Origin of the sequence: Streptomyces sp. NPDC020875 (genome assembly GCF_040641415.1) — a bacterium.
Taxonomy (GTDB): domain Bacteria; phylum Actinomycetota; class Actinomycetes; order Streptomycetales; family Streptomycetaceae; genus Streptomyces.
Genome location: NZ_JBFADP010000062.1, coordinates 23,306 through 47,951 on the forward strand (window position 1 = coordinate 23,306; position 24,646 = coordinate 47,951).

Annotated in this window: 21 protein-coding genes and 1 tRNA gene; 9 read left to right on the forward strand and 13 right to left on the reverse strand. The window is 71.1% G+C overall.

Annotated elements, in window-relative coordinates; genetic code table 11:
- Window positions 1-52: 52 nt before the first annotated feature.
- The 5 genes from AB0G74_RS28825 to AB0G74_RS28845 form a co-directional block, all read right to left on the reverse strand.
- Window positions 53-1,000, reverse strand: coding sequence for a hypothetical protein (locus AB0G74_RS28825; RefSeq protein ID WP_361151955.1), 948 nt, complete (start codon window positions 998-1,000; stop codon window positions 53-55).
- Window positions 1,001-1,077: 77 nt separating this feature from the next.
- Window positions 1,078-2,571 (reverse strand): DUF2252 domain-containing protein, encoded by a 1,494-nt coding sequence (locus AB0G74_RS28830; RefSeq protein ID WP_361151957.1) that lies wholly within the window; start codon window positions 2,569-2,571, stop codon window positions 1,078-1,080.
- A gap of 202 nt (window positions 2,572-2,773) precedes the next feature.
- On the reverse strand, window positions 2,774-3,445 hold the full coding sequence (locus AB0G74_RS28835; RefSeq protein WP_358824489.1) for a response regulator transcription factor: 672 nt from the start codon (window positions 3,443-3,445) through the stop codon (window positions 2,774-2,776).
- Between the two features lie 104 nt (window positions 3,446-3,549).
- Complete coding sequence (locus AB0G74_RS28840; protein WP_361152006.1) at window positions 3,550-5,301, reverse strand: histidine kinase; 1,752 nt, start codon at window positions 5,299-5,301, stop codon at window positions 3,550-3,552.
- A gap of 164 nt (window positions 5,302-5,465) precedes the next feature.
- Window positions 5,466-5,552, reverse strand: a tRNA-Leu gene (locus AB0G74_RS28845).
- Window positions 5,553-6,155: 603 nt separating this feature from the next.
- On the opposite strand from AB0G74_RS28845, the gene AB0G74_RS28850 reads away from it, so the two are divergent.
- The 6 genes from AB0G74_RS28850 to pknB all read left to right on the forward strand — a co-directional run bounded on the left by AB0G74_RS28850 (window position 6,156) and on the right by pknB (window position 14,406).
- Entirely contained in the window at window positions 6,156-6,980 is an 825-nt protein-coding gene (locus AB0G74_RS28850) for a DUF3662 and FHA domain-containing protein (protein WP_361151960.1), read from the forward strand.
- 10 nt (window positions 6,981-6,990) lie between these two features.
- The gene (locus tag AB0G74_RS28855; protein ID WP_361151963.1) at window positions 6,991-7,515 is read left to right on the forward strand and encodes an FHA domain-containing protein; all 525 of its coding nucleotides are present in this window, start codon (window positions 6,991-6,993) and stop codon (window positions 7,513-7,515) included.
- A gap of 140 nt (window positions 7,516-7,655) precedes the next feature.
- The gene (locus tag AB0G74_RS28860; RefSeq protein WP_361151966.1) at window positions 7,656-9,146 is read left to right on the forward strand and encodes a PP2C family serine/threonine-protein phosphatase; all 1,491 of its coding nucleotides are present in this window, start codon (window positions 7,656-7,658) and stop codon (window positions 9,144-9,146) included.
- A gap of 26 nt (window positions 9,147-9,172) precedes the next feature.
- A complete protein-coding gene (locus tag AB0G74_RS28865; protein ID WP_361151968.1) occupies window positions 9,173-10,579 on the forward strand; it encodes an FtsW/RodA/SpoVE family cell cycle protein in 1,407 nt (468 codons plus the stop codon).
- Window positions 10,576-12,045, forward strand: a complete 1,470-nt coding sequence (locus AB0G74_RS28870; protein ID WP_361151971.1) for a penicillin-binding transpeptidase domain-containing protein — start codon at window positions 10,576-10,578, stop codon at window positions 12,043-12,045. Before AB0G74_RS28865 ends, AB0G74_RS28870 begins: the two co-directional genes overlap by 4 nt.
- A gap of 366 nt (window positions 12,046-12,411) precedes the next feature.
- The gene (gene pknB, locus AB0G74_RS28875; protein WP_361152009.1) at window positions 12,412-14,406 is read left to right on the forward strand and encodes a Stk1 family PASTA domain-containing Ser/Thr kinase; all 1,995 of its coding nucleotides are present in this window, start codon (window positions 12,412-12,414) and stop codon (window positions 14,404-14,406) included.
- A 187-nt stretch (window positions 14,407-14,593) separates the two neighbouring features.
- Here the strand turns inward: pknB and AB0G74_RS28880 are convergent, their stop codons facing one another.
- From AB0G74_RS28880 to AB0G74_RS28900, 5 genes are all read right to left on the reverse strand, one after another.
- The gene (locus AB0G74_RS28880) at window positions 14,594-15,274 is read right to left on the reverse strand and encodes a class E sortase (protein WP_361151973.1); all 681 of its coding nucleotides are present in this window, start codon (window positions 15,272-15,274) and stop codon (window positions 14,594-14,596) included.
- Between the two features lie 89 nt (window positions 15,275-15,363).
- Entirely contained in the window at window positions 15,364-16,584 is a 1,221-nt protein-coding gene (locus AB0G74_RS28885) for a class E sortase (RefSeq protein WP_361151976.1), read from the reverse strand.
- A complete protein-coding gene (locus tag AB0G74_RS28890) occupies window positions 16,515-17,171 on the reverse strand; it encodes an aminodeoxychorismate/anthranilate synthase component II (protein ID WP_361151978.1) in 657 nt (218 codons plus the stop codon). Before AB0G74_RS28890 ends, AB0G74_RS28885 begins: the two co-directional genes overlap by 70 nt.
- The gene (locus tag AB0G74_RS28895; RefSeq protein ID WP_361151981.1) at window positions 17,168-17,380 is read right to left on the reverse strand and encodes a hypothetical protein; all 213 of its coding nucleotides are present in this window, start codon (window positions 17,378-17,380) and stop codon (window positions 17,168-17,170) included. Before AB0G74_RS28895 ends, AB0G74_RS28890 begins: the two co-directional genes overlap by 4 nt.
- Before the next feature lie 325 nt (window positions 17,381-17,705).
- On the reverse strand, window positions 17,706-18,452 hold the full coding sequence (locus AB0G74_RS28900) for a DUF881 domain-containing protein (RefSeq protein ID WP_361152011.1): 747 nt from the start codon (window positions 18,450-18,452) through the stop codon (window positions 17,706-17,708).
- Between the two features lie 251 nt (window positions 18,453-18,703).
- Here AB0G74_RS28900 and crgA point away from each other — a divergent pair, with 251 nt between their 5' ends.
- Window positions 18,704-18,958, forward strand: coding sequence for a cell division protein CrgA (gene crgA / locus AB0G74_RS28905; RefSeq protein ID WP_361151984.1), 255 nt, complete (start codon window positions 18,704-18,706; stop codon window positions 18,956-18,958).
- Between the two features lie 475 nt (window positions 18,959-19,433).
- On the opposite strand, the gene AB0G74_RS28910 is transcribed toward crgA, so the two are convergent.
- Window positions 19,434-20,333, reverse strand: a complete 900-nt coding sequence (locus tag AB0G74_RS28910; protein WP_361151985.1) for a rhomboid family intramembrane serine protease — start codon at window positions 20,331-20,333, stop codon at window positions 19,434-19,436.
- Window positions 20,334-20,534: 201 nt separating this feature from the next.
- Window positions 20,535-21,062, reverse strand: coding sequence for a peptidylprolyl isomerase (locus AB0G74_RS28915; RefSeq protein ID WP_361151988.1), 528 nt, complete (start codon window positions 21,060-21,062; stop codon window positions 20,535-20,537).
- 275 nt (window positions 21,063-21,337) lie between these two features.
- Here AB0G74_RS28915 and AB0G74_RS28920 point away from each other — a divergent pair, with 275 nt between their 5' ends.
- A complete protein-coding gene (locus AB0G74_RS28920; RefSeq protein WP_361151991.1) occupies window positions 21,338-22,069 on the forward strand; it encodes a DUF5324 family protein in 732 nt (243 codons plus the stop codon).
- 460 nt (window positions 22,070-22,529) lie between these two features.
- Here the strand turns inward: AB0G74_RS28920 and AB0G74_RS28925 are convergent, their stop codons facing one another.
- On the reverse strand, window positions 22,530-23,288 hold the full coding sequence (locus AB0G74_RS28925) for a DUF6344 domain-containing protein (RefSeq protein ID WP_361151993.1): 759 nt from the start codon (window positions 23,286-23,288) through the stop codon (window positions 22,530-22,532).
- Between the two features lie 352 nt (window positions 23,289-23,640).
- Between AB0G74_RS28925 and AB0G74_RS28930 the strand changes: the two genes are divergently transcribed.
- The gene (locus AB0G74_RS28930) at window positions 23,641-24,576 is read left to right on the forward strand and encodes a sigma-70 family RNA polymerase sigma factor (protein ID WP_361151996.1); all 936 of its coding nucleotides are present in this window, start codon (window positions 23,641-23,643) and stop codon (window positions 24,574-24,576) included.
- Window positions 24,577-24,646: the final 70 nt, after the last annotated feature.

The following is a 24,646-nucleotide window of genomic DNA, read 5'->3' on the forward strand; positions in this document are numbered from 1 at the left end:
CATGGGCGACGCGCCGGACACCCGGTCCACGGGCGGACGGCACCCCGCCAACCTAACCGAGGAGCGCGGCCAGCTCCCGCTCCCGTTCGGCGACCTGCGCCAGCAGCTGATCGGCGATCTGGTCCAGCAGCCCGTCGGGATCGTCCGGTGCCATCTTCAGCATCGCGCCGATCGCGCTCTCCTCCAGATCCCGGGCGACCACCACCAGCAGTTCCTTCCGCCGGGAGAGCCACTCCAGCCGGGCGTACAGCTCCTCGGCCTCGCCCAGCGGATCCCGGACCGGCTCGGGACCGGCCTCCCACTCGGCGGTCAGCTCCCGCAGCGCCTCGGCGTCGCCCAGCGCGTAGGCGGCGTTGACCCGGGTCAGGAACTCCTCGCGCCGGGCCCGCTCGGTCTCCTCCTGGGCCAGATCCGGATGCGCCTTACGGGCCAGCTCGCGGTAGAGCCGCCTGGCCTCCTCGCCCGGCCGGACCCGCTGCGGGGCCCGGACCGGCCGCCCGGTCAGCATCGCCGTCGCCTCGGGCGACAGCCCCTCGGCGTCCATCCAGCCGTTGAACAGCTCGTCGACCCCCGGCATGGGCAGCACGGCTGCCCTGGCCTCCCGCGCCTTGCGCAGATCCTCGGGGTCGCCGGTGCGCGCCGCCTCGGCCTCGGCGATCTCCGCGTCCAGTTCGTCGAGGCGGGTGTACATCGGGCCGAGCTTCTGGTGGTGGAGCCGGGAGAAGTTCTCCACCTCCACCCGGAACGTCTCCACCGCGATCTCGAACTCGATCAGCGCCTGCTCGGCCGCGCGGACGGCCCGCTCCAGCCGGGCCTCGGGACGCTCGGCCGACGCCCCGGCGTCCGCGCCCCCAAAACCGCCCGGCCCGTCCCCGGCACCGCTCGCGTCCGCCGCCGCTCCGGCTCCGGCGTCGTATCGGGTGCCGTCCTCGATGTCGTCCTGGGCGGGGTTCCGGCCGTCGTCACGGGCCGTCTGCCCGCCGGGTGCTTCGTGGGTCACCCGCCCAGCCTACGGGCGGGCGACCACCGCGGTCACCCGCCCGCCCGGCCACCGCCACCCGCGCCGGGCGAGCGGCCTCATACGCCCTGTTCGGCCGCGATCCGCCCGGCGCCGACCGCCGCAACCAGATCCGCGTGATCCGCCTCGGTGCGGTCCGCGTAGGTCACCGCGAAAGCGGCCACGGCCTCGTCCAGCTCCTCGCCCCGGCCGCAGTACCCGGCCAGCAGCCTCGGGTCGGCGCTGTGGGTGTGCGCCCTGGCCAGCAGCGCGCCCGTCATCCGCCCGTAGTCGTCGAGCTGCCCGGCCGACAGTTCCGCCGGATCGACACTGCCCTTGCGGTTCCGGAACTGCCGGACCTGGAACGGCCGCCCGGCGACCGTCGTCCAGCCCAGCAGCTGGTCGCTGACGACCTGCATCCGCTTCTGGCCCCGGATGACCCGGCGGCCCTCGTGGTCCACCGCGGGGACCGGGAACCCGGCCGCGGCCAGATGGGGCAGCAGCGCCGAAGGCCGGGCCTCCTTCACCTGGAGCACCAGCGGATCGCCCCGGTGGTCCAGCAGCAGCACCACATACGAGCGGGTGCCGACACTGCCCGTGCCCACCACCCGGAACGCCACGTCATGGATCGCGTAGCGGGCCAGCAGCGGCAGCCGGTCCTCCCCCACCGTCGTCAGATACTCGCCCAGCGCCCCGGCGACCGCCGCGGCCTCCTGGTCCGACACCCGCCGCAGCACCGGAGGCGCGTCGACGAACCGCCGCCCGCCGCCCTCCTCCTCCGGCACGGCCCGGGTCGACTTGGCCGCGAACCGGGCGCTGGTGTTGTTCCGGGCCTTCTCCGACACCCGTTCCAGGGTGCCCACCAGGTCGCGGGCGTCCGTGTGGGAGACCAGTTCCTCGTCCGCGATCGCGTTCCAGGCGTCCAGGGCGGGCAGTTTCGACAGCAGCCGTACGGTGCGGCGGTACGCGCCCACCGCGTCGAAGGCGGCGCTGCGGCAGACGGTCTCGTCCGCGCCCCCGGCCCGGCCCGCCAGCACCAACGAGGCGGCCAGCCGCTTGAGATCCCACTCCCAGGGGCCGGGCACCGTCTCGTCGAAGTCGTTGAGGTCCATCACCAGTCCGCCCCTGGCGTCCCCGTACAGCCCGAAGTTGGCCGCGTGGGCGTCACCGCAGAGCTGGGCGCCCACCCCGGTGACGGGGGTACCGACCAGGTCGTGGGCCATCAGCCCGGCCGCGCCGCGCAGAAAGGCGAAGGGCGAGGCCATCATCCGGCCGACCCGGATCGGGGTCAGCTCCGGCACCCGGCCCCGGCTGGACTCCAGCACGGCCGCCACCGCGTCGGGCCGCCCCGCGGGCAGCTCCAGCACGGCATGTGCCGAACGCGGTATCCGCTCGCGCAGCGCCTTCCCCGCCTGCTTGGGCGAGACGGCCGCCCCCGCGGGGATCCCACCACCCGGGACGACCACCGCCGCACCGGAGGTACCGCCGCCCGGGGCGAACCCCCGGACCACCGGAATCCGCGCCCCGCCGCCGGTGGCTCCCCCCGCCGCCGTCTCCGACTCGGTCCAGCCCATCGCGCGCCGCCTCCCCCACTCGGTACCAGAATCCGGCCGGGTGACCGTTCTCGGGCCCGGCTGTCCCGACCGTACCGCCCGGCGTCGAACACCCATACCCACACCCGGCCCGGCGGTCGTGCGGCACCCCGGAGACCGTTTCACGTGAAACACCGCGAGCCGCACCGCCGACGGCCCGTACCGGACCTCCGGAGGAACCGGCCTACTCCTGGGGGCCGAGCCCCGCGTCCCGGGCCATCAGCGCCGCCTGGACCCGGTTCTCACACTCCAGCTTGGCCAGGATCCGGCTCACATACGTCTTCACGGTGGCCTCGCTCATATGCAGCCGCCGCCCCGCGTCGGCATTGGAGAGCCCCTCGCCCAGCAGCGCCAGCACATCCTGCTCCCGCCCGCTGAGCTGGGCGATCCTGGCGCGGGCCTGCTCGCCCCGGCCCACGGACCGGCCCGTCGCGAGCTGGTCGATCACATGCCGGGTGGCACCGGGCGAGAGATAGGCGTCCCCGGCGACCGCCGCACGTACGGCACCGATCAGCTCGGCGGGCGCGGTGTCCTTCAGCAGAAAACCGGCCCCACCGGACTCCAGGGCCCGCAGCACGTTCTCCCGCTCCCCGAAGGTGGTCAGAATGATCACCCTGGTCGCCGGGACGACCCGCCGAAGCTCCCCCATGGCCGTCAGCCCGTCCATCACCGGCATCTGGATGTCCAGCAGCACCACATCGGCGCCGTGCGACCGGGCCGCCTCCACCGCCTCCCGGCCGTTGGCGGCCTCGGCCACCACATCGATCTGCCGGTCGGAGGTGAGGATCATCCGGATCCCTGCCCTGATCAGCGGTTCGTCATCGGCGACGACCACCCGGATCCGTTCCCCCGCCATCGCGTCCTCACCCTCACCCATGTCATGACCGGTCCCTACCGGCCGCGCCCCAGTCTGCCCGCTCCCCGGACCGACGGCGCCCCCGGCCCGGGCCCGGAGGCCGGTCAGAAGTCGACCTTCACCTCGTACGACTTCTTCTCGATCAGCTTCCCGTCCCGGAAACAGAACCGGAACACCGGTTCGCGGTCCAGATCGCTGCCGCTCTCCTCCGAGACCACGACCAGGCACTCCGACCCCTCGGGCTTCCTCGGGTGCCCCTCGGCGTCACTGATACCGGTGGCCCAGAACGAGTCCGAGGACGGCATCTTGCTCCGCACCTCGTCCTCGGGGGCGCCGAGCGCGATCGAGTCGTACTCCTTGTTGCTCACCAGGTTCTCCTCGGCGGAGTTGAACAACAGGAACCCCCCGACCACCACCAAAGCCACCAGCGCCATCACGACCAGGACCGAGATCCCGCACCCCAGTCCGATCCCGCCCAGCATCCCGCCGCGCCGCCCGCCCGCCGTCGGCCCGTACCCACCGCTCATCACCGGCTCCTGTCCCGCCACGCTGTTCCAGTTCATCGCCGGAACACCATGGCCGGGCGGACCGAACCCCGGCTGCGTCGGAAAGTCTTCGTCCGGTGCGACGAAAGGCGCCTTCTCACCGGCCCCGTACGGCAGCACACCGGCCACCCGGAAGCCACCGCCCCCGACCGCCCCGGCATGCACGATCCCGCCGACCAGCCGGGCCCGCTCCCGCAGCCCCGTCAGCCCCTGACCGCCGCTGACGACCTCCCCCACCGGCCCGCCGGGCAGTGCCGGACCGTTGACGATCTCCACCACCAGGGAATCCGGCTCATAGCGCAGCTCCACCGCGATCGAGGCCCCCGGCGCGTGCTTGTAGGCATTGGTCAGCGCCTCCTGGACGATCCGGTACGCCGCGTGATCGGCCGCCGCCGCCAGCGGCCGGCGCTCCCCGGACTGCCGCAGCGCCACTTCCTTGCCCGCGCCCCGGGCCGCCGCCACCAGGTCCGCCACCCCGGCCGTGCCCCGGGCCGCCCGCCCCGACTCGTCCACCGGTTCGAGTCCGATGGTCTCGCCGTCCCGGAGGATGCCGACGACCTCCCGCAGTTCGTGCATCGCCCCGACCGACGCCTGCCGCAGCACCCCCACGGCGTCCCGCTGCCGCTCGGTCAGCTCGGAATCCACCTCCAGCGCCCCGGTGTGCACCGCGATCAGCGCCAGCTGATGGCCGAGGCTGTCATGCATGTCCTGGGCGATCCGCTGCCGCTCCCGCAGCCGCGCCTGCCCCGCCACCATCCGGCTCTCCCACTGCAACTGGGCGTTCCGCTCCCGCAGGGTGTCGAGCAGGGTCTGCCGCTGTGCCACATAGCGCCCGCCCAGACCGGGCACCACGACCAGCGCCAGATAGAGCAGCGCGCCCAGGCCCACCATCAGGGGCGTCAGGGTGAGACCGGGCCCGTAGTCCAGCAGCCCGATCACATGGATCAGCAGGTACGCCCCGATGAAGGCGGCCAGGGTCCGCCCGGACTGCTCGATCCGGCGACCCGCCGACCAGGCCATCAGGGGCAGGGCGAGCGCCATCCCCGCCAGCCAGCCGGAGACGGCGGCGGTGACCAGGAACACAGTCGCGGGATACCGCCGCCGCAGCAGCGTCAGTACGGCGACCCCGACCCCGAGCAGCACCAGCCAGACTGTCCGCCCCTCGTCGAAAAGCATCCCGAGCAGGGTGGAGAGACAGCCCGTGACCAGGGCGATCGTCAACTCCGTCCCGGGCGCGCGGCGCCGCCGCGGATCGGGCTCCAGCCACTCCCAGCCACGACGTATTCGCCCGGTCCAGAGCTTCATCGACATTTCCACACCGGCACCCTAGGCACCCCGCCCCACCCCCGACGGCCCACTTTCGTCCAGCCCGGCACCGACGAAGGTCGCCCCGCTCACGGCCCGGCCCCATTCGCTCCCGGAGCCGGGAACGCCGAAACGGCCGCCATCGTTTTCACGATGACGACCGTCTCGTCTGGTGCGCGAGGGGGGAGTTGAACCCCCACGCCCTTTCGGGCACTGGAACCTGAATCCAGCGCGTCTGCCTATTCCGCCACCCGCGCATTGGGTGTCGCCGCCGGGCTTTCCCGCCTTCCGGTGGTTTCGCCTGCCGACATCCAGAAGATTAGCACGCTGGCGAGGGTGGGTTCACATCCCTTTCGGCGGAGTGGGCAGGCGCGACGGGAGGGCCCGCGCACCCGGCGCGGCACCCGGCGCGGCACCGGGCCGGGTGCGCGGGCCGGTGCCGGAACCGAAGGCCGTACGGGCTCGTCCGGCGGGCCGGGCGACGGGATCCGGGAGGGCCGGACGGAATCCGGGAACGCCGCCCCGGGGGAACCGGGGGAAACCCCGGGAAAGGACGCGCGACGGACGAGAACGGACGGGAGGGGAGGACGGTGGGAGACCGGGAGCGGCGTCCGGAGGGCCAAGCGGAAGGCTTCCCGGGGGCCGGGAGCGGGCTCGGGGCCGGGCCCGGGACGGCGGGGTCCCGCCCCGCTCCCGCCGGGTCCGCCCCGGGTGCGGGACACTGGCAGCGAGCCGCCTCTACGATCCGTGTGAGAGGTGACACTCATCGACGGGGCAGACAAGGGGAACCAGCCGATTTCCCGACGCGTGGATACGATCAGTAAGCAGTATGAGGACGGCAGCGCCGGAGGAGGTGCCCCATGGGAGTTCTGAAGCGTTTCGAGCAGCGTCTCGAAGGTCTGGTCAACGGCACCTTCGCCAAGGTGTTCAAGTCCGAGGTCCAGCCGGTCGAGATCGCCGGCGCGCTCCAGCGGGAGTGCGACAACAACGCGACGATCTGGAACCGCGACCGGACGGTCGTCCCCAATGACTTCATCGTCGAGCTGAGCACCCCCGACTTCGAGCGGCTGAGCCCGTACTCGGGCCAGCTCGGTGACGAGCTGGCGGGTCTCGTCCGGGACTACGCCCAGCAGCAGCGCTACACCTTCATGGGCCCGATCAAGGTCCACCTGGAGAAGGCCGACGACCTCGACACCGGGCTCTACCGGGTCCGCAGCCGGACTCTGGCGTCGAGTACGTCACAGTCCCCGGAGCGCGGAGCGGGCCAGCCGCCCCGCCCGGGCGGCGGCCCCGCGGGCGCTCCGCCCATGCCGGCGGCCCCGCCGCCCGGCGCCGGGCGCCCCGGCCTCGCGGCCGTCGGTCCGGATCGCGGCTCCGGCGGCCCCGGCCCCCTGCCCGGGGCCCAGGTCCGGCGCTGGATCGAGATCAACGGCACCCGCCACCAGATTTCCCGCCCGACCCTGGTGCTGGGTCGCAGCACCGAGGCCGATGTACGGATCGACGACCCCGGTGTCTCCCGCCGGCACTGCGAGATCCGGACCGGAACGCCCCCGACGATCCAGGATCTCGGATCCACCAACGGCATCGTGGTGGACGGGCAGCACACCACCCGCGCTACGCTCCGCGACGGCTCGCGGATCGTCGTGGGCAGCACCACCATCGTTTACCGGCAAGCCGAAGGGTGAAGCGGGGGCAATGTCAGAGCTGACCCTGACGGTCATGCGGTTGGGTTTCCTGGCCGTTCTGTGGCTGTTCGTCATCGTGGCCGTTCAGGTCATCCGCAGTGACCTGTTCGGTACGCGGGTCACCCAGCGGGGATCGCGCCGGAACTCCGAGCCGCGCGCCCAGCAGCGGCAGGCCGCCGCGGCCCCGCCGCCGCAGCGCCAGCAGCAGCCGCCGCAGTCCGGCGGGCGCCAGCGGCGCGGCGCCCCGACCAAGCTGATCGTCACCGAGGGCACCCTCACGGGCACCACGGTGGCGCTCCAGGGCCAGACGATCGCCCTGGGCCGGGCGCACGACTCGACGATCGTGCTGGACGACGACTACGCGTCCAGCAGACATGCCAGGATCTATCCGGACCGTGACGGCCAGTGGATCGTGGAGGACCTCGGGTCCACCAACGGCACCTATCTCGACCGGACCCGGCTCACCACGCCGACCCCGATCCCGCTGGGCGCGCCGATCCGTATCGGCAAGACCGTCATCGAGCTGCGGAAGTAGACACGACCAATGACAGCGCGCGAGCGGAGCGAGCGAGCCGCGGTCCCCTCGGCGGACCGGGGCGGGCTCCCGACCGGAGGGTGGGCAGTGTGGCGAGAGACCGGCTGTACCCCGATCCAGGTTCACCGGGGCAGGTGCGTATGAGTCTGTCTCTGCGCTTCGCCGCCGGGTCCCACAAGGGCATGATCCGCGAGGGGAACGAGGACTCCGGCTACGCCGGGCCGCGGCTGCTCGCGATCGCCGACGGCATGGGCGGCCAGGCGGCCGGCGAGGTCGCCTCGTCCGAGGTGATCTCTTCGCTGGTCGGTCTGGACGACGACGTCCCGGGCTCCGACATCATCACGGCCCTCGGTACCGCGGTCCAGCGCGCCAATGAGCAGCTGCGGCTGATGGTCGAGGAGGACCCCCAGCTCGAAGGCATGGGCACGACCCTGACCGCCCTGCTCTGGACCGGGCAGCGGCTCGGTCTGGTGCATGTCGGCGACTCCCGGGCCTATCTGCTGCGGGACGGGGTGCTCACCCAGATCACCCAGGACCACACCTGGGTCCAGCGGCTGGTCGACGAGGGCCGGATCACCGAGGAGGAGGCCACCACCCATCCGCAGCGCTCCTTGCTGATGCGCGCGCTGGGCAGCGGCGACCACGTCGAACCCGATCTGTCGATCCGCGAGGTCCGGGCCGGTGACCGCTATCTGGTCTGCTCCGACGGCCTGTCGGGGGTGGTGTCCCACCAGACGATGGAGGACACCCTCGCCAGCTACCAGGGCCCGCAGGAGACCGTCCAGAACCTGATCCAGCTCGCCCTGCGCGGCGGCGGCCCGGACAACATCACCTGCATCGTCGCCGATGTCTTCGACACCGATGCCAATGACGGGGCGGCGGGGCAGCTCAGCGACATCCCGGTCGTCGTCGGCGCGGTCGCCGAGAACCAGTACCCGCTGAACGACGGCGGCGCGATGCAGACCCCGGCGGGGCGCGCGTCCGGTCTGGGCCGGCAGGCGCCGCAGCAGGGCGGCTTCGGCCCGCCCGGCAGCGGGGGTTACGACGGCCGGACGCCCGACGGCTCCCAGGAGTCGTACGACGGCTTCGACGAGTTCGACGACGACCTCGGCAAGCCGCGCTCCGCGGGCCGGGTCTGGTTCGGCCGGACCCTGATCGGGGTACTGGCGCTGGCGGTCGTCGGCGGCGCGCTCTACGGCGGCCACCGCTGGACGCAGACCCAGTACTACATCGGCACGAAGGACGGCCATGTCGCCCTCTACCAGGGCATCGACCAGGATCTCGGCTGGGTGTCGCTCTCGAAGGTGAAGAAGGACCACCCCGAGATCGAACTCAAGTACCTACCGCCGTACCAGCAGAAGCAGGTCGAGGGCGCCCTCCCCCAGGACAGCCTCGACCGGGCCCGGGCCAAGATCGAGGAGCTGTCGCTCCAGGCAGGCGCCTGCAAGAAGAACGAGGAGCGCAGGAAGGCGGCCGAACGGGCCGCGTCGGCGACTCCGCCGCCCGCCGCCGAGAACGCCAAGGGCGACCAGAAAACCACCGAAAAGCCGCCGACCACCGCTTCCCCCGCTCCGGGACCCACCCTCTCGGAGGAGGAGCAGAAGCTGGCCTCGAACTGCGGTAAGCAGTAACTCAGCCGTAGGGGGCCTTCTCGACCATGAGCGTTGTCACCAACACCACCACGATCGGCGCCATCGACGCACCGAGCCGCCGCAACACCGAGTTGATGCTGCTGGGCATCGCGGTGGCCATCGCGGTCTTCGCGTACGTCAATGTGGGCCTCGCCATCGACGGCAAGCTGCCCGCGGGCGTCTTCGGCTACACGGCGGGGATCACCCTGCTGGCGGCCGTGGCGCATCTGGTGGTGCGCAAGTTCGCCAAGTACGCCGATCCGCTGCTGCTGCCGCTGGCGGTGGTGCTCAACGGCATCGGTCTGGTGATGATCTGGCGGCTGGACCAGTCCAAGCGGCTGATCCGGCGGGCCGAGGCGGCGTGGGGCTCGTTCTCCCCGGACGCCCCCAAGCAGATGCTCTACTCGGCGATCGGCATCGCCCTCTTCGTCGGGGTGCTGCTGCTGCTCAAGGACCACCGGATCCTTCAGCGGTACACCTATATCTCGATGGCGGCGGCGCTGGTGCTGCTGGTGCTGCCGATGTTCTTCCCGGCCCGTAACGGTGCCCGGATCTGGATCAGCCTCGGTCCGATCAACATCCAGCCCGGCGAGTTCGCGAAGATCATCATCGCGGTGTTCTTCTCCGGCTATCTGATGGTGAAACGGGACGCGCTGGCGCTGGCCAGCCGTCGTTTCCTCGGCCTCTATCTGCCGCGTGGCCGGGACCTCGGCCCGATCCTCGTGGTCTGGGCGATGTCGATCCTGATCCTGGTCTTCGAGACCGACCTCGGTACGTCCCTGCTGTTCTTCGGGATGTTCGTGATCATGCTCTATGTGGCCACCGAGCGGACCAGCTGGATCGTCTTCGGTCTGCTGATGTCCGCGGTCGGCGCGGTCGGCGTGGCCTCGGTCTCCCCGCACGTCGGCGCCCGGGTCGACGCCTGGCTCGACCCCTTCGGGTGCAGTACGGCCGCCTGTGAGCAGGTATCCAACTCGATCATGTCCTTCGGCGCCGGCGGCACCCTCGGTACCGGCCTCGGCCAGGGCAATTCGGATCTGATCGGCTTCGCCACCAACTCCGACTTCATCCTGGCCACCGTCGGCGAGGAGTTCGGGCTGGCCGGGATGATGGCCTTCCTGATGATCTACGGACTGATCGTGGAGCGCGGCATCCGGACGGCGCTGGCCGCCCGTGACCCGTTCGGCAAGCTGCTGGCGATCGGCCTCTCCGGCGCCTTCGCGATCCAGGTGTTCGTGGTCGCGGGCGGCGTGATGGGCCTGATCCCGCTGACCGGTATGACGATGCCGTTCGTGGCGGCCGGTGGTTCGTCCGTGATCGCCAACTGGGCGCTGATCGCGATCCTGATCCGGATCAGCGACACGGCGCGCCGCCCGGCCCCCGCCCCCGCTCCCTCTTCCGACGCCGAGATGACCCAGGTGGTCCGCCCGTGAACAAGCCCCTGCGCCGGATCGCGATCTTCTGCGGACTGCTCGTCCTCGCCCTGCTCGCCCGGACCAACTGGCTCCAGTACGTCCAGGCGGACAGCCTGAACACCCATGAGAAGAACCGCCGGGTGCTGATCGAGCGGTACGCCAACGAGCGCGGCAACATCATCGTCGACGGCAAGCCGATCACCGGCTCCGTGAAGACGGACAGCGCCGACTTCGCGTACAAGCGGACCTATGTCAACGGTCCGATGTGGGCGCCGGTGACGGGCTACGCCTCCCAGGTGTACGGCGCCAACCAGCTGGAGAAGCTGGAGGACGGCATCCTCACCGGCAACTCGGACCAGCTCTTCTTCGACCGCACGATGGCGATGTTCACCGGCGACAAGAAGAAGGGCGGCAATGTCGTCACGACCCTGAGCGGGGCGGCGCAGAAGGCCGCGTTCGAGGGTCTCGGCTCCAAGAAGGGCGCGGTCGCCGCGATCGAGCCCAAGACGGGCAAGATCCTGGCGCTGGCCTCCACCCCCTCGTACGACCCGGGCGCCTTCGCGGGCGGCTCGAACAAGGACGAGAAGGCGTGGGGGACGCTCTCCTCGAAGGACAACAAGGAGAAGCCGATGCTGAACCGGGCGCTGCGGGAGGTCTACCCGCCCGGTTCCGTCTTCAAGGTGGTCACGGCGGCGGCGGCGCTGGAGCACGGCAAGGTCAAGGACATCAACGCCCCGACCGACACGCCGGAGCCGTACATCCTGCCGAACACCCGGACGCAGATGAAGAACATGGCGAACGGGTGCGAGAACGCCACCCTGAAGTTCGCCCTCCAGATCTCCTGCAACTCGGTCTTCGCCAAGCTCGGTGACGATGTGGGCCGGGACGAGATGGTGGAGACGGCGAAGAAGTTCGGCTTCAACGACGAGGAGCTGGACACCCCGGTCCGGGCCGCGATGTCGCGGTACAACGACACCATGGACCGGCCGGGCAACGCGCTCTCCTCGATCGGCCAGTTCGACACCGCGACCACCCCGCTCCAGATGGCCATGGTCGCCGCGGCGATCGCCAACGACGGCAAGCTGATGAAGCCGTACATGGTGGACCAGCTGGTGGCGCCCAATCTCGATGTGATCTCCAAGACGAAGCCGCAGGAGATGAGCCGTCCCCTCTCGGGCGAGAACGCCCAGCTGGTGCGGGACATGATGGAGAACGTCGTGGAGAACGGCGGCGGCAAGAAGGCCGCGCTCGGCGGCGGGGTGAAGGTCGGCGGCAAGACCGGTACCGCCCAGCACGGTGAGAAGAACTCCAAGCGCCCGTACGCCTGGTTCATCTCCTACGCGATGACGGCCGACGGCTCCCCGGTCGCGGTCGCCGTGGTAGTCGAGGACAGCGGCGCCAGCCGTGAGGACATCTCCGGCGGCGGTCTCGCGGCGCCGATCGCCAAGGACGTGATGAAGGCGGTACTGGACAGCAAGCGGTGACGTACCCCGTCCCGGGCCCGAGTGCGGCGGGCCCGCGGGACGGTACGACGGGCCCGGAGTGCGGCGGGCCCGGGACGCGCCCCGCGGACCGGGAACCGCGTGCCCGGTCCGGACCGTCTCATCCGCGTGGCCGGGCCCCGGCCACGATCACGGATCCCGGCGGGCGCCGTCCCGGTGACGCATCTCACGTCCGGCCCCGATACCTGCACATTGCGATACCGGTCGGGTATCAGGTGAAGGTCACGGGCCGATCGGGTGGTATGGGCCCGGTAGCGTATATCGAGCGGCTCACCCGCCGGATCGGACGACGTGGGTGCGGTGGCGGAGACGAGTGCAGTGGGGACTGACGGAGAGGGCTGGAACAGTATGGAGGAGCCGCGTCGCCTCGGCGGCCGGTACGAACTGGGCTCGGTGCTCGGCCGCGGTGGCATGGCGGAGGTCTATCTCGCCCACGACACCCGGCTCGGCCGCACCGTCGCCGTGAAGACGCTGCGGGCCGATCTCGCCCGTGATCCGTCTTTCCAGGCCCGGTTCCGCCGCGAGGCCCAATCCGCCGCGTCGCTCAACCATCCGGCGATCGTCGCCGTGTACGACACCGGCGAGGACTATGTCGACGGGGTCTCCATCCCGTACATCGTGATGGAGTACGTCGACGGCTCCACCCTCCGCGAGCTGCTGCACTCCGGGCGCAGACTGCTGCCCGAGCGCACCCTGGAGATGACCACCGGCATTCTCCAGGCGCTGGAGTACTCGCACCGGAACGGCATCGTCCACCGCGATATCAAGCCCGCGAACGTGATGCTGAACCGCGACGGCCAGGTCAAGGTGATGGACTTCGGCATCGCGCGCGCCATGGGCGACGCGGGGATGACGATGACCCAGACCGCGGCCGTCATCGGCACCGCGCAGTACCTCTCGCCGGAGCAGGCCAAGGGCGAGCAGGTCGACGCCCGGTCCGACCTCTACTCCACCGGCTGTCTGCTGTACGAACTGCTGGCCGTGCGGCCCCCGTTCATCGGCGACTCGCCGGTGGCCGTGGCGTACCAGCACGTCCGGGAGGAGCCGCAGCCCCCGTCGGTCTTCGACCCCGAGATCACGCCCGAGATGGACGCCATCGTCCTGCGGGCCCTGGTCAAGGACCCCGACTACCGCTACCAGTCCGCAGACGAGATGCGGGCCGATATCGAGGCATGCCTCGACGGCCAGCCGGTGGCGGCCACGGCGGCGCTCGGCGCGGTCGGGTACGGCGCCGGCGGTTACGGTCCGCAGGACCAGCCGACCACGGCGCTGCGGCAGTCCGATCCGGCCGCCGCCCAGACGTCGATGCTGCCGCCGATGAACCCGGACGACGGCGGCTACTCGGGCTACGACGACCGGCCGGACCGGCGACGTCAGCAGAAGAAGTCGCATACGTCGACGATCCTGCTGGCGGTCGCGGCCGTTCTGGTCCTGGTCGGGGCGATCCTGATCGGGCAGACCATCTTCGACGGCAAGGAGAAGACGGCACAGGTCGATGTGCCCGTCCTGGTCGGTCAGCCGATGAAGGAGGCGCAGCGGCTCGCGGACAACGCCGAGGTGAAGCTCTCCCAGACCGGTACCGAGCCGTGCGACCAGCCCGCGGGCTCGATCTGCAAGCAGTCGCCCGAGACCGGCAAGATGGACCAGGGTGACACGATCCAGGTCGTGGTCTCCGAGGGCGCGGCCAAGGTCGAGGTGCCCGATGTCACCGAGAAGTCCCGGGAGAACGCCGTCGAGGCGCTGGAGCGGAAGGGCTTCAAGGTCGATGTGAAGACCTCCGAGTCCAGTGACGTCGAGGCCGGCAAGGTGATCGAGCAGGAGCCGAAGGGCAACTCGATGGCCGCCAAGGACTCGACCGTCACGATCACCGTGGCGACCGAGGCCATGGCCTTCGTACCGCCGGTGGAGAGCCGTCAGCTCAGCCAGGGCGAGAACCAGCTGAAGAACGCCGGTTTCGACGTCTCGGTCGAGATGGTCGACTCGGAGAAGCCCGCGAACGAGATCATCGAGCAGACCCCGCGCGGTGGCACCAAGGCCGGTGAGGGTTCGACCGTCAAGCTGAAGGTCTCCAAGGGTCCGCAGCAGCAGACGCAGGCCCCGATGGTGGTGAGCCAGACGCTGGCGCAGGCCAAGGCGACTCTGGAGCAGCTGGGGTTGCAGCTCGGCGAGATCAAGGGCCCGAAGGGGGAGAATGCCCGGATCATGGTGCAGAACCCGGCGCCCGGCACGCCGATGAACCAGGGCGACGCGGTCAATGTCGAGACCCAGGCGTTCGGCGGCAATCCGGGCGGCAACGGGAACGGCAGCGGTGACATAGGGGACTGGCTGAACGGCGGCGACTGACCGCGCGGGTCGGCGGAACGCGACGCTGGTACGGGGAAGGCCCCGGCGCCCTTCGGGGGTGCCGGGGCCTTCCCCGTACCGTCGTGTCTCCGGTCGTTCGCCGGGGTCCCGGCCCCGATCTCCGGTCCTGGTCCTGGCTCGGTCCGGGTCCGGTCCGGTTTCGTGCGGCGGTCCCGGTGCGGGCGGGTCAGCGCAGTTCGGCGGGCTTGGTGCGCTCCCGGTCGACCCTCTCCTCGCGCACCAGCTCGCCCCAGACGATGTAGCGGTAGTCGGAGGTGAAGACGGGGGTGCAGGTGGTGAGGGTGATGTACCGGCCCGGCTTGGTCTTCCCGGACTCCTTCGGGACCGGGTCCAGTACGTCCACGTTGTACTTGGAGGTCTTCGGCAGCGTCTTGTAGACCTTGTAGACGTACCAGACGTCCTTGGTCTCGAAGACGACCGGATCGCCCTCCTTGATCTTGTGGATGTTGTGGAACTTGGCCCCGTGGCCGTCGCGGTGCGCGGCGAGGGTGAAGTTGCCCCGGGGCTGCCACGGCAGCGCCGACGCAATGGGCTCGGTGTAGTACCCCGCGATGCCGTCGTTGAGCTTCTTGGGGTCGGTCCCCCGCTTGACCAGCACCTCGCCGTTCTTCATCGCGGGTACGTGGAGGAAGCCGATGCCGTCCCGGGTGTCGAGGCCCTGCGGCGCGTTGTTGGCCTTCCAGCCGTCGCGTACGTCGTCGCTCATCCTGGCCGCCGCCCGGTCGGCGAGGACATTGGTCCACCAGAGGGAGTAGACGACGAAGAGGGCCAGCACCACGCCCGCGGTGATCAGCAGTTCACCGAGGACACTGATGACACCGGCGATCCGGCTGCGCGCACGTGACACTGCTGCACCTGTTCCCGTCTGGTTCCTCGGGGGCCGTGGATGGTTCCCCCCGGTCCGGGGCGGGGGGGCCGCCCGGTTCCGGTCCGGCCCTACCCTACGAGTGCGTCCGGTTTGCCCTTGCTGCGAGGCCGTTCCTCGACCATCGTGCCCCATACGATCATGCGATAGGTACTGGTGAACTCGGGTGTGCAGGTGGTGAGGGTGATGTACCGGCCCGGCCCGGTGAACCCCGAGCCGCGCGGTACGGGATCGAGGACCGCCACATTGGAGGGCGAGGTCTCGGGGAGGATGCTCGCCATCTCGTAGGTGTAGTACGCGTCCCGGGTCTCGACCACGATCGGATCGCCCGGCTTCAGCCGGTTGATGTAGCGGAACGGTTCGCCATGGGTGTTGCGGTGGCCCGCGACCCCGAAGTTGCCCTGCCGGTCGGAGGGCATCGCCGTCTTCAGGGAGCCCTCGGCGTAGTGGCCCGCCATCCCCCGGTCGAGGACCTTCTTCTTGTCGATGCCCTCGGCGACCGGGACCACGACGTCCAGCTTGGGGATGTACATGATGGCGAAGCCCTCACCGGGCCGGAAGGCGCCGGGTTTGCGCTTCTCGTCCTTGAAGCTCTGCTCGATCCGGTCGCGTTCCTTGCCCGCCTCTATCCCGGCCCGGACATTGGTCCACCAGAGCTGGTAGGTGACGAAGAGGAGCATCACCACACCGCAGGTGATGAAGAGTTCACCCATGGCGCGGCTGGCGATCACGGCCGGGCTGTCCTTGGCGGCCCGGGCCGCGCGACGGGCCTCGACCCGGGTCATCGGCCGGTCCCCGGCCCCGCCCTCGGTTCCGGTTCCCGTTCCGGGCGGGGTGCCCGCCGTGCCCTTCGAGGGCTTACGGCCCCGGCCCCGGCCCTTCTTGGCGGCGGCGGCCGCGGCCCTGCGGCGCTCGGCCCGGCCGGGTCCGGCGGGAACGGGCGGCGCGGACGGCTCGGGACCGGACAACAGGGCACCGGACAAAGGAGGGCCGGACAAAGGAGGGCCGGGCGCCGGGGGGCCGGACACCCGGGGGGCGGACGCCGTCGCCGGACCGGGCGCCTCCGGGCGGCGTACCCCCATGGGACCGGGGGCGGCCCCGCCGTCGCCGGGGTCGTCCCGGACGACCGGCATGACGGCGGTGTCCGGCTGTTCGGGGCGCGGTGGGGCGCCCGCCGAGAACCACGGCGAGAGACCGTCGTCCCGGCCCGGCTCCCGCCCGGTCACACCAGGGCCTTGCCCACCACCGGCGCCAGCCCGGCCGACCGGGCGACCGCCCCGGCGTCGCCGCACCGCTCCAGCCAGTTGGCGAGCATCAGATGGCCGTGCTCGGTGAGGACGGACTCGGGGTGGAACTGCACGCCCTCCACCGGCAGTTCCCGGTGGCGCAGGCCCATGATGATGCCGTCCGCCGTCCAGGCGGTGACCTCCAGCTCCGCGGGGACCGTGGCGGGCTCGGCGGCCAGCGAGTGGTAGCGGGTGGCGGTGAACGGCGACGGCAGCCCGGCGAAGACGCCCTTGCCCTCGTGGCTGACGGGGGACGTCTTGCCGTGCAGCAGTTCGGGCGCCCGGTCGACGACCCCGCCGTACGCCACGGCCATCGACTGCATCCCCAGGCAGACGCCGAAGACGGGGACACCGGTCGCGGCGCAGTGGCGGACCATGTCGACACAGATCCCGGCCTGCTCGGGGGTGCCGGGACCGGGCGACAGCAGTACGCCGTCGAAGCCGTCCTGGGCGTGCGAGAGTGCGACCTCGTCGTTCCGTACGACCTCGCACTCCGCGCCGAGCTGGTACAAGTACTGGACCAGGTTGAAGACGAAGCTGTCGTAGTTGTCGACGACCAGGACACGGGCGGGCCGGTGGTGCGATGCGTTCATCGGGCGATCCCCTCGGGTGCGGATCCCGTTCCGGTCCCGGTTCCGCTTCCGGTTCCGTCCACGGTCACGTCATTGAACGGAAGCAGCGGCTCCGCCCATGGGAAGACGTACTGGAACAGCAGGAAGACGACGCCGAGGGCCAGGACGAGCGAGAGAAGGGCACGCACCCACACGTTCCCCGGCAGATGCCGCCAGATCCAGCCGTACATGCCGTCCCTTTCGTTTCGGTACCGCACCAGGTTACGGGGCGGCACGGGGCCGCGGGTCGGCTGCGCGAAGCTTCCGGTTTGCCGTGCGTCACAGCCCGGCCGGCGCCGGGCCGGACCGGGGCGGCCGGCGGGTGGCGCCGCCCCACCCCGGATCACACGTGGTCGGGTCCGGGCGGCGCCCGGGTTCTTCGAAAGGCGGCCCCTTCGGACCGGGATCGATCACTCCGGTACCGGTCGGGACCGAACGGCGGGGCTTCGTGATGATCCGCCGGGTGAACCGCCCGGCCGGATCCGGATGCCGGGTCCGGGTGCCGGGTCCCGGTGCCTAGGACCCGTCCCGGCGGACGGGCTTCGCGTAATGGAGATCCACAGCCCCCGCGTACCCCGGCAGATTCACGGTGTCGCGCTCGTCGACCTGCCAGCCGAGCCCGTACGCCTCGACGTACAGCTGGTAGTTCCGCAGCGCCGGGGAGCGGTCCAGCGCCTTCCGGAGCCGGTCCTGGTCCCCGACGGCGGTGATCTTGTACGGGGGCGAGTAGACCCGCCCCTGGAGGATCAGGGTGTTGCCGACGCACCGCACGGCGCTGGTGGAGATCAGCCGCTGGTCCATCACCTGAATACCCCGGGCGCCACCCGCCCACAGGGCGTTGACCACGGCCTGGAGGTCCTGCTGGTGGATCACCAGGTCATTGGCGCCGGGCTCGGGATAACCGGGGGCGGCCCTGGCGTCGGGCGGCGCGTCGTCGAGGGTGACGGTCAGCCCCCGGCCGGTCACCTTCTCGGTGCCGGACGCCCGCTTCAGCGCGCCGAGCCTGGCGTCCTCCTCACGGGTGTATCCGTCGTCGGCGCGGGCGAGCGCCTCGACCCGGCCGCGGAGCTTCGCGGTGGAATCGTCCAGCTCCCCGTTGCGGTCGCTCCGCTCCTGGATCAGGTCGGAGAGCTTCAGCAGGGAGTCGTCGGTCCGCAGGTTGGTGCCCCGGGCGGTGTTGAAGCTGGTGACGAAGATCAGCCCGGCGAGGGCGAAGACGGCGCCGGTCAGCGTCCGGAGGACGAGCGTGCGGCCGCCGCGCATCACGTGATACCGCGGGACGGGCCGTAGATCGCGGCCGTCGTGCCGTTCGTCCACATTCCGGTCAGCCCCCTGTCCCCGCGCCCCTGCCCACCGGCAGAATTGCCCAGCGTACCCTTATCTCACCAGGCGCCTTGGAAGCACTACGCTAACGGACGCCCGGGGGAGGCAGTGGTACCCGTCGCTCCTCCCGGATCCGGCGCCAGCCACCGTTATCTGCGCGGTAACGCAGCGCATCGACAGGAGAGTCCCTCGTGCCGAAGTCACGTATCCGCAAGAAGGCCGACTACACGCCACCGGCGGGTAAGCAGGCGACGACCATCAAGCTGACCAATCGCAGCTGGGTCGCGCCGGTGATGCTCGCGTTGTTCCTGATCGGTCTCGTCTGGATCGTCCTGTTCTACGTGACCGACGGCAGTCTGCCGGTCGAGAGCCTGAAGAACTGGAACATCGTGGTGGGCTTCGGCTTCATCGCCGGTGGCTTCGCGGTCTCCACCCAGTGGAAATGACCGCCGGAGGGCGTCTCCGGAGCTTCCCGGAGTAGCCGTCGGCGCACCCTCCCCAGGGTTGTCCCCACCTTTGTCCACAGAGTTGTCCACAGTGGGGAAAAGGTCAGACGATCTGTGGATAACCTTCGGGATGTTGACGCCGGTGTGACTGCGTGAGACGCCGTCCGCCATCCCGGTGGTTCCCCGTACCCCTTGTCCCCGCTGGGCAGAGCCCCGCCGGAACAAGGGGTACGGGCTTTTACCACACCATGCACAAGATCCGGCACGTGCTGTGGACAACCGGGGAGCGGACCGGGGAAACACCCTGCTCAGCGCGGCCACGTCGGACAGATTTTCGGGCCGGACGAAAGAGGCCCCGGGTTGACGCCCGGGGCCCTTCACTGTCCGTCTCCGTCCGCATGCCGGTCCGCCGTCCGGATGCCGGACCGCCGTCTGCCCGGGGTCGCCGTCCGCGCCCCCGGGTCGGCCCTCCGGGTCAGGTCAGATAAGCGGTTCTGGCGGCCAGGGCCACCACGATCGCCAGCACCACCAGCGCCATCGCCCCGAACTGCACCAGATTCCGGTGCGCCCGGGGCGCGTAGACCATGGCGAGGGCGAGGATGCCACCCGTCAGCAGTCCGCCCAGATGGGCCTGCCAGGAGATCTCACCGGGCCGGACCACCGTCAGCAGCACACTGATCGCGATGATCAGACCGACCGGCCGCAGATCGAGGTTCATCCGCCGCAGCAGTACGGCGAAGGCGCCGACCAGTCCGAAGATCGCGCCGGAGGCGCCGATCGTGGCCTGGTTGGGCTCGCTCAGCAGATAGACGAAGACATCGCCGCCGAGCCCGGAGAGCAGATAGAGCGCGAGAAAGCGGCTCCGGCCCAGCGCCGGTTCGACCATCCGGCCCAGAAACCACAGGGCCAGCAGGTTGAAGGCGATATGGGAGAGGTCCTGATGGAGGAAGATCGAGGTCAGCAGGCGGTACCACTGGCCGTCCGCGAGCCCGACGACCTCCCCGAGCAGCGGGCTGTACGCCAGCCCGATCAGGCTCGTCTCGTCGACGAATTCGTCACCGAGCGCCAGCACGGCGACGAAGACCGCCAGATTGATCCCGATCAGGATCTTGGTGACCAGGAAGGAGTCCGCCGCGATCGCGCCGCCCGCGATGGTCCGCGGCTGGTTGGCCGCCGCGCCGTGCCCCGTACCGGAACCGGTTCTCACGCATTCGGGGCACTGGAAGCCCACGGAGGCACTGATCATGCACTCCGGGCAGATCGGCCGCTCACAGCGGGTACAGGTGATGCCCGTCTCGCGGTCCGGATGGCGGTAACACCCGGGCGGACGGTGCGCGCCGCGCGACTCCTGCGGTTGGCCTGGCGCCTGGTCCATGAACTCCCACGTCCTTCACCGTCCGGCCGGGTCGCGGCCGGTGTCCCGGCAGCCGCCCGGGATGCGTCGCCGAGCGGATACCCCGGTCGGGCGTCCGGCAACACACCGCCCCGTCCATCAGACGGATGGACGGGGCGGATTTGTTCCCGGAATCACGGCCCGGGTACGGCCCGGGGCCGGTCGGCCGGGCGGGGCTCAGCCCTAGCGAGTCTCGATCACCACGGACTCGATGACCACGTCCTTGACCGGGCGGTCGGTGCGCGGGTTGGTGTCGGCGGTCGCGATCGCGTCCACGACCTTCTGGCCGGCCTCGGTGCTGACCTCGCCGAAGATCGTGTGCTTGCCGGTCAGCCAGGTGGTCGGGCCGACGGTGATGAAGAACTGCGAGCCGTTGGTGCCGGGGCCCGCGTTGGCCATGGCCAGCAGGTACGGCTTGGTGAAGGCCAGCTCGGGGTGGAACTCGTCGGCGAACTTGTAACCGGGGCCGCCGGTGCCGTTGCCCAGCGGGTCGCCGCCCTGGATCATGAAGCCCTCGATCACCCGGTGGAAGATCGTCCCGTCGTAGAGGCGGTCCGTGGTCTTCTGCCCGGTCTCGGGGTTGACCCACTCGCGCTCGCCCTGGGCCAGCTCGACGAAGTTCTTCACGGTCTTGGGCGCGTGGTTCGGCAGCAGCCGGATCTCGATGTCGCCGTGGTTGGTCTTCAGGGTGGCGTAAAGCTGCTCAGCCACGATCCTGCCTTCCGGTGGGTGCTGACGGTCATATCGGTCGGCCCGATCCTCGCACGGATGGGCGGCGGGCACCGAAAACCGCCCGGAAATGCCATGGAACACCCCCACCGGGGTACGGGCCCGGTGACCCGGATGCGCGCACCGCATGCCGAGGTCCCGCCCCGAAGGCATGATTTTTCCACGGACGGATAGGCGATACGACGTTATGTACTGAACCGGGATGTGTACGGGCTTTGCCCGGTGCGTTCCGGAACGCCACCGATGAGGAGGTTCCCGTGACCCGCTTGGAGAGCGTGCGCGCCGCGACCGACACGGCGAAGGAGAGCGTGCTGCACGCGGCGGAGGTGGTGGCGCCCTACGCGGACTCGGCCCGGGACCACGCCGCTCATTACGCGCAGGAGGCCCGCGTACGGATCGCGCCCCGGGTCTCCGGGGCGGCGCGGGCGACCGCCGCTCAGGCACGCCTTCAATACGGCGCGCATGTCGCGCCGCATGTGCCGCCGAAGGTGGACGCGGCTGCGCACCGGGCGGCGTACCGGGCCCGGAAGGCGGCTCGTCAGGCGGCGGATTACGGCAAACCGCGGATCGAACACGCGGTGGCCGCGGCCCAGCCCATCGGCGAGGAGGCCGTGGTCAGGTCGAACGCCGCACTGGCCGCGCTGCGCGGCGGGGTGACGGCGGGCGAGATTCAGCGTCTGGTCAGGAAGCACGAACGGCGGGCCAGGGCCGGCCGGTTCGTCAGGGGCCTCGCGATCGTCGGCGGGACGGCGGTGGTGGCGTTCGTGGCGTGGAAGTGGTGGGACCGGCAGGCCAATCCCGACTGGCTGGTGGAGCCGCCGGAGGCGACCGAGATCCCCGATCCGGGCCGCGATCCGCTGTCGTCCGTCGACGGCAGTCCGGAGGCGCTGGATCCCGAGGTACGGGCGAAGCAGCACGACGCCGACGCCGCCGACGCGGCCGGTGAGACCGGTGAGGCCGGTGAGGAGAACCGCGACGGGCGTGCCTGAGCGGTGTGCCGCCGCTCGGTGAGGTGATGCCGTGCGGCGGGGTGGTCCCGTGGTGAGCGCCCGGCGGGTCGCCGGTGCCGTGGTCGTCTTCCCGGAGGCGGTACGGGTCGTACGGCGGTCGCCGTCGGCCGCCGGTTCGGGCGCTGGCCCGGTGGGCGATCCGGTTGGTGGTCCCGTCCGGTTCCGTGGTCCGGTTCAGCGGTCCCCGGGCGGACCGGGTGTGCCCCGGACTCCGATGGGGCCCCGTGTTCCGGTGTTCCGCCCGGCGGGACCGGTCGTCGCCGGCGCTGTAGTGCCGGTGGTCCGGTCGGTGGTCGGGTCCGTCGCCGTACCGCTGGTCGGCACGGTCGTCCGGTCGTTCGTACGGGCCGGTCGCAACGGTCCGGGCGGAGGCCCGGCACGGCGTCGCCGGTTCGTCTCGTACGGCTGCCGGAACGGCACGGACACGACGTCCGGCGTCTCATGCCGCCGTGGTGTACGAGGAGCGGGCGGCCGGAACGGCGGTACGGTCCGCCGACGCGCCACCGGTGTCGGTGCCGGTGTCGGTTCCGGTGCCTTCCGCCGGTGTGCCTGTGCCGCCCGTGGCAACGCCGGAAGCGCTCCGTTCCCTACGCTCCGCCCGGTCCGCGTCCGCGGCGGCCTCCTGGCCGGACTGCTCGGACTCGGCGGACGCGGTGGCCGGAGCGGCCGGGGAGTCGGTGTCGTACAGCGGGATCCTGCGGACCGACGGCGACGAGCCATGGGCCTCGGCACCGATGCGCTGCTTGATCGTCGGCGGTAGCGACCTCTCGCGCGGCCCGGTGTGCAGCCGGGTCTGCTGGGCCGGGATCAGTGCCGACATCAGCGACCGTACGGACCGGCCGCGCTCATGGTCCCTGATCAGGCCCCGGAGCCGGTCCGGCACCCGGTCCCGCCACCGTTCGCGGTCCTGGGCCCGCTCCGTCGTCCGGCCGCCGTCCTGACGGCCGCCGTCCGACTGGCGCGGCATCTCCGCCGTCCGCGCCGGGGATCCGCCGGGCGGTGAGCCCTGACCGGCCGCCGTGGCACCGGTCGCGGCGGGCGACTCCGCGCCCCGGGCGGGCGGAACCGCCTCGCCGGAGACTCCCCCGGCGGCTCGTGCCGTCCCCGCCGAAGCGGTGGAGAACCCCAGTGACGCCATCAGCGCCACGAGCGCCGCGACGAGCGCGGCCCACACATTTCTGACCTGCTGGACTGCCATGACCCCTCACATTCGAGTTGGGCGATCTACATACCTTTCTCATGATCTGTATGGATCTCGAGTTGCGAAGGACCGACGCCGTTGCTAAGAGGTTCTTCCGATGAACACCACCCGGTCGGCCCATTCCGGGTGGCGGGGACGGGAGGGGCGTCGTACGGTGCGCCCGTTCCGGCCGGTTTCCGCGATCGGGGGCCGGACGGTCTCGGCCCGGGTCCGCCGTACTCCTCCGGCCTCCTCCGACGGCCCAGTACCGGCCCGGGAGAATCCGGCCCGCCGGATTTCCCCGGTCCTGTCACATCGGAGGGTCCCGGCGGGTCATCCCGGTGAGACCGATGACGGAGGAAAGCCACCCATGAACGACCACACGCCCGACGCGCGGCCCGGCGGACACCCCGGCGGCCAGGACCGGGTCGAGCCCGGCGACGAGCTGCTGGCCGCGTTCTTCGAGGAGCACCGGGGACGGCTGCACGCGGTCGCCTATCGCATGCTGGGTTCGGCCGCCGAGGCCGACGACGCCGTGCAGGAGTCCTGGCTGCGGGTCAGCCGGGCCGGTACGGACGGCGTGGAGAATCCGGGCGGCTGGCTGACCACGATCGTCAGCCGGGTCTGTCTGAACATGCTCCGCTCCCGGACCCAGCGGCGGGAGGATCCGCTGGACGTCCGGCTGCCGGAGCCGGTGATCGCCAAGCCGGAGGGTGAGAACCCGGAGTACCAGGCGGTGCTGGCGGACTCGGTGGGGCTGGCGATGCTGATCGTCCTGGAGACCCTGTCACCGGCCGAGCGGCTGGCCTTCGTACTGCACGATCTGTTCGCGGTGCCGTTCGAGGAGATCGCGCCGATCGTGGACCGTACCCCCGCCGCGACCCGGCAGCTCGCCAGCCGGGCCCGGCGCCGGGTCCAGGGGACCCCGGCCCCGGACGCCGACATCACCCGGCAGCGGAAGGTCGTGGACGCGTTCCGCGCGGCCGCCCGCGACGGGGACTTCGAGGGGCTGATCGCGGTACTCGACCCGGAGGTGGTGGTCCGCTCCGACACCGGCGGGCCGGGGCCGGTCCAGGTCTTCCGGGGTGTGGAGCAGGTGGCCCGGAACGCGATCACCTACTCGCGGCTCGCCGCCTCGGTCCGTCCGGCGCTCGTCAACGGCATGGCGGGCTTCGTCTCCCTGGGGGCCGACGGCTCGCCGTACTCGGTCCTGGCCTTCACGGTCCACGAGGGGCGGATCGTCGAGATCGACGCCCTGGGCGGCGACCGGCTCCGCGCCCTCGACCTGGCCGTACTCGACGACTGAGCCCGGCCCGGGGCGCCGCTGCCGGGCCGCCGCCGGGCCGCCTTCGGGCGGTGTTTCACGTGGAACGTTC

Excerpts from the sequence above, each read along its gene's own strand:
- AB0G74_RS28910 (WP_361151985.1), bottom strand. The coding sequence starts at position 20,333 with ATGGACCAGGCGCCAGGCCAACCGCAGGAGTCGCGCGGCGCGCACCGT.
- AB0G74_RS28855 (WP_361151963.1), top strand. The coding sequence starts at position 6,991 with ATGTCAGAGCTGACCCTGACGGTCATGCGGTTGGGTTTCCTGGCCGTT.
- AB0G74_RS28895 (WP_361151981.1), bottom strand. The coding sequence starts at position 17,380 with ATGTACGGCTGGATCTGGCGGCATCTGCCGGGGAACGTGTGGGTGCGT.
- AB0G74_RS28835 (WP_358824489.1), bottom strand. The coding sequence starts at position 3,445 with ATGGCGGGGGAACGGATCCGGGTGGTCGTCGCCGATGACGAACCGCTG.
- AB0G74_RS28840 (WP_361152006.1), bottom strand. The coding sequence starts at position 5,301 with ATGTCGATGAAGCTCTGGACCGGGCGAATACGTCGTGGCTGGGAGTGG.
- AB0G74_RS28860 (WP_361151966.1), top strand. The coding sequence starts at position 7,656 with ATGAGTCTGTCTCTGCGCTTCGCCGCCGGGTCCCACAAGGGCATGATC.
- AB0G74_RS28925 (WP_361151993.1), bottom strand. The coding sequence starts at position 23,288 with ATGGCAGTCCAGCAGGTCAGAAATGTGTGGGCCGCGCTCGTCGCGGCG.
- AB0G74_RS28830 (WP_361151957.1), bottom strand. The coding sequence starts at position 2,571 with ATGGGCTGGACCGAGTCGGAGACGGCGGCGGGGGGAGCCACCGGCGGC.
- AB0G74_RS28900 (WP_361152011.1), bottom strand. The coding sequence starts at position 18,452 with ATGCGCGGCGGCCGCACGCTCGTCCTCCGGACGCTGACCGGCGCCGTC.
- AB0G74_RS28930 (WP_361151996.1), top strand. The coding sequence starts at position 23,641 with ATGAACGACCACACGCCCGACGCGCGGCCCGGCGGACACCCCGGCGGC.
- AB0G74_RS28850 (WP_361151960.1), top strand. The coding sequence starts at position 6,156 with ATGGGAGTTCTGAAGCGTTTCGAGCAGCGTCTCGAAGGTCTGGTCAAC.
- pknB (WP_361152009.1), top strand. The coding sequence starts at position 12,412 with ATGGAGGAGCCGCGTCGCCTCGGCGGCCGGTACGAACTGGGCTCGGTG.
- AB0G74_RS28865 (WP_361151968.1), top strand. The coding sequence starts at position 9,173 with ATGAGCGTTGTCACCAACACCACCACGATCGGCGCCATCGACGCACCG.
- AB0G74_RS28890 (WP_361151978.1), bottom strand. The coding sequence starts at position 17,171 with ATGAACGCATCGCACCACCGGCCCGCCCGTGTCCTGGTCGTCGACAAC.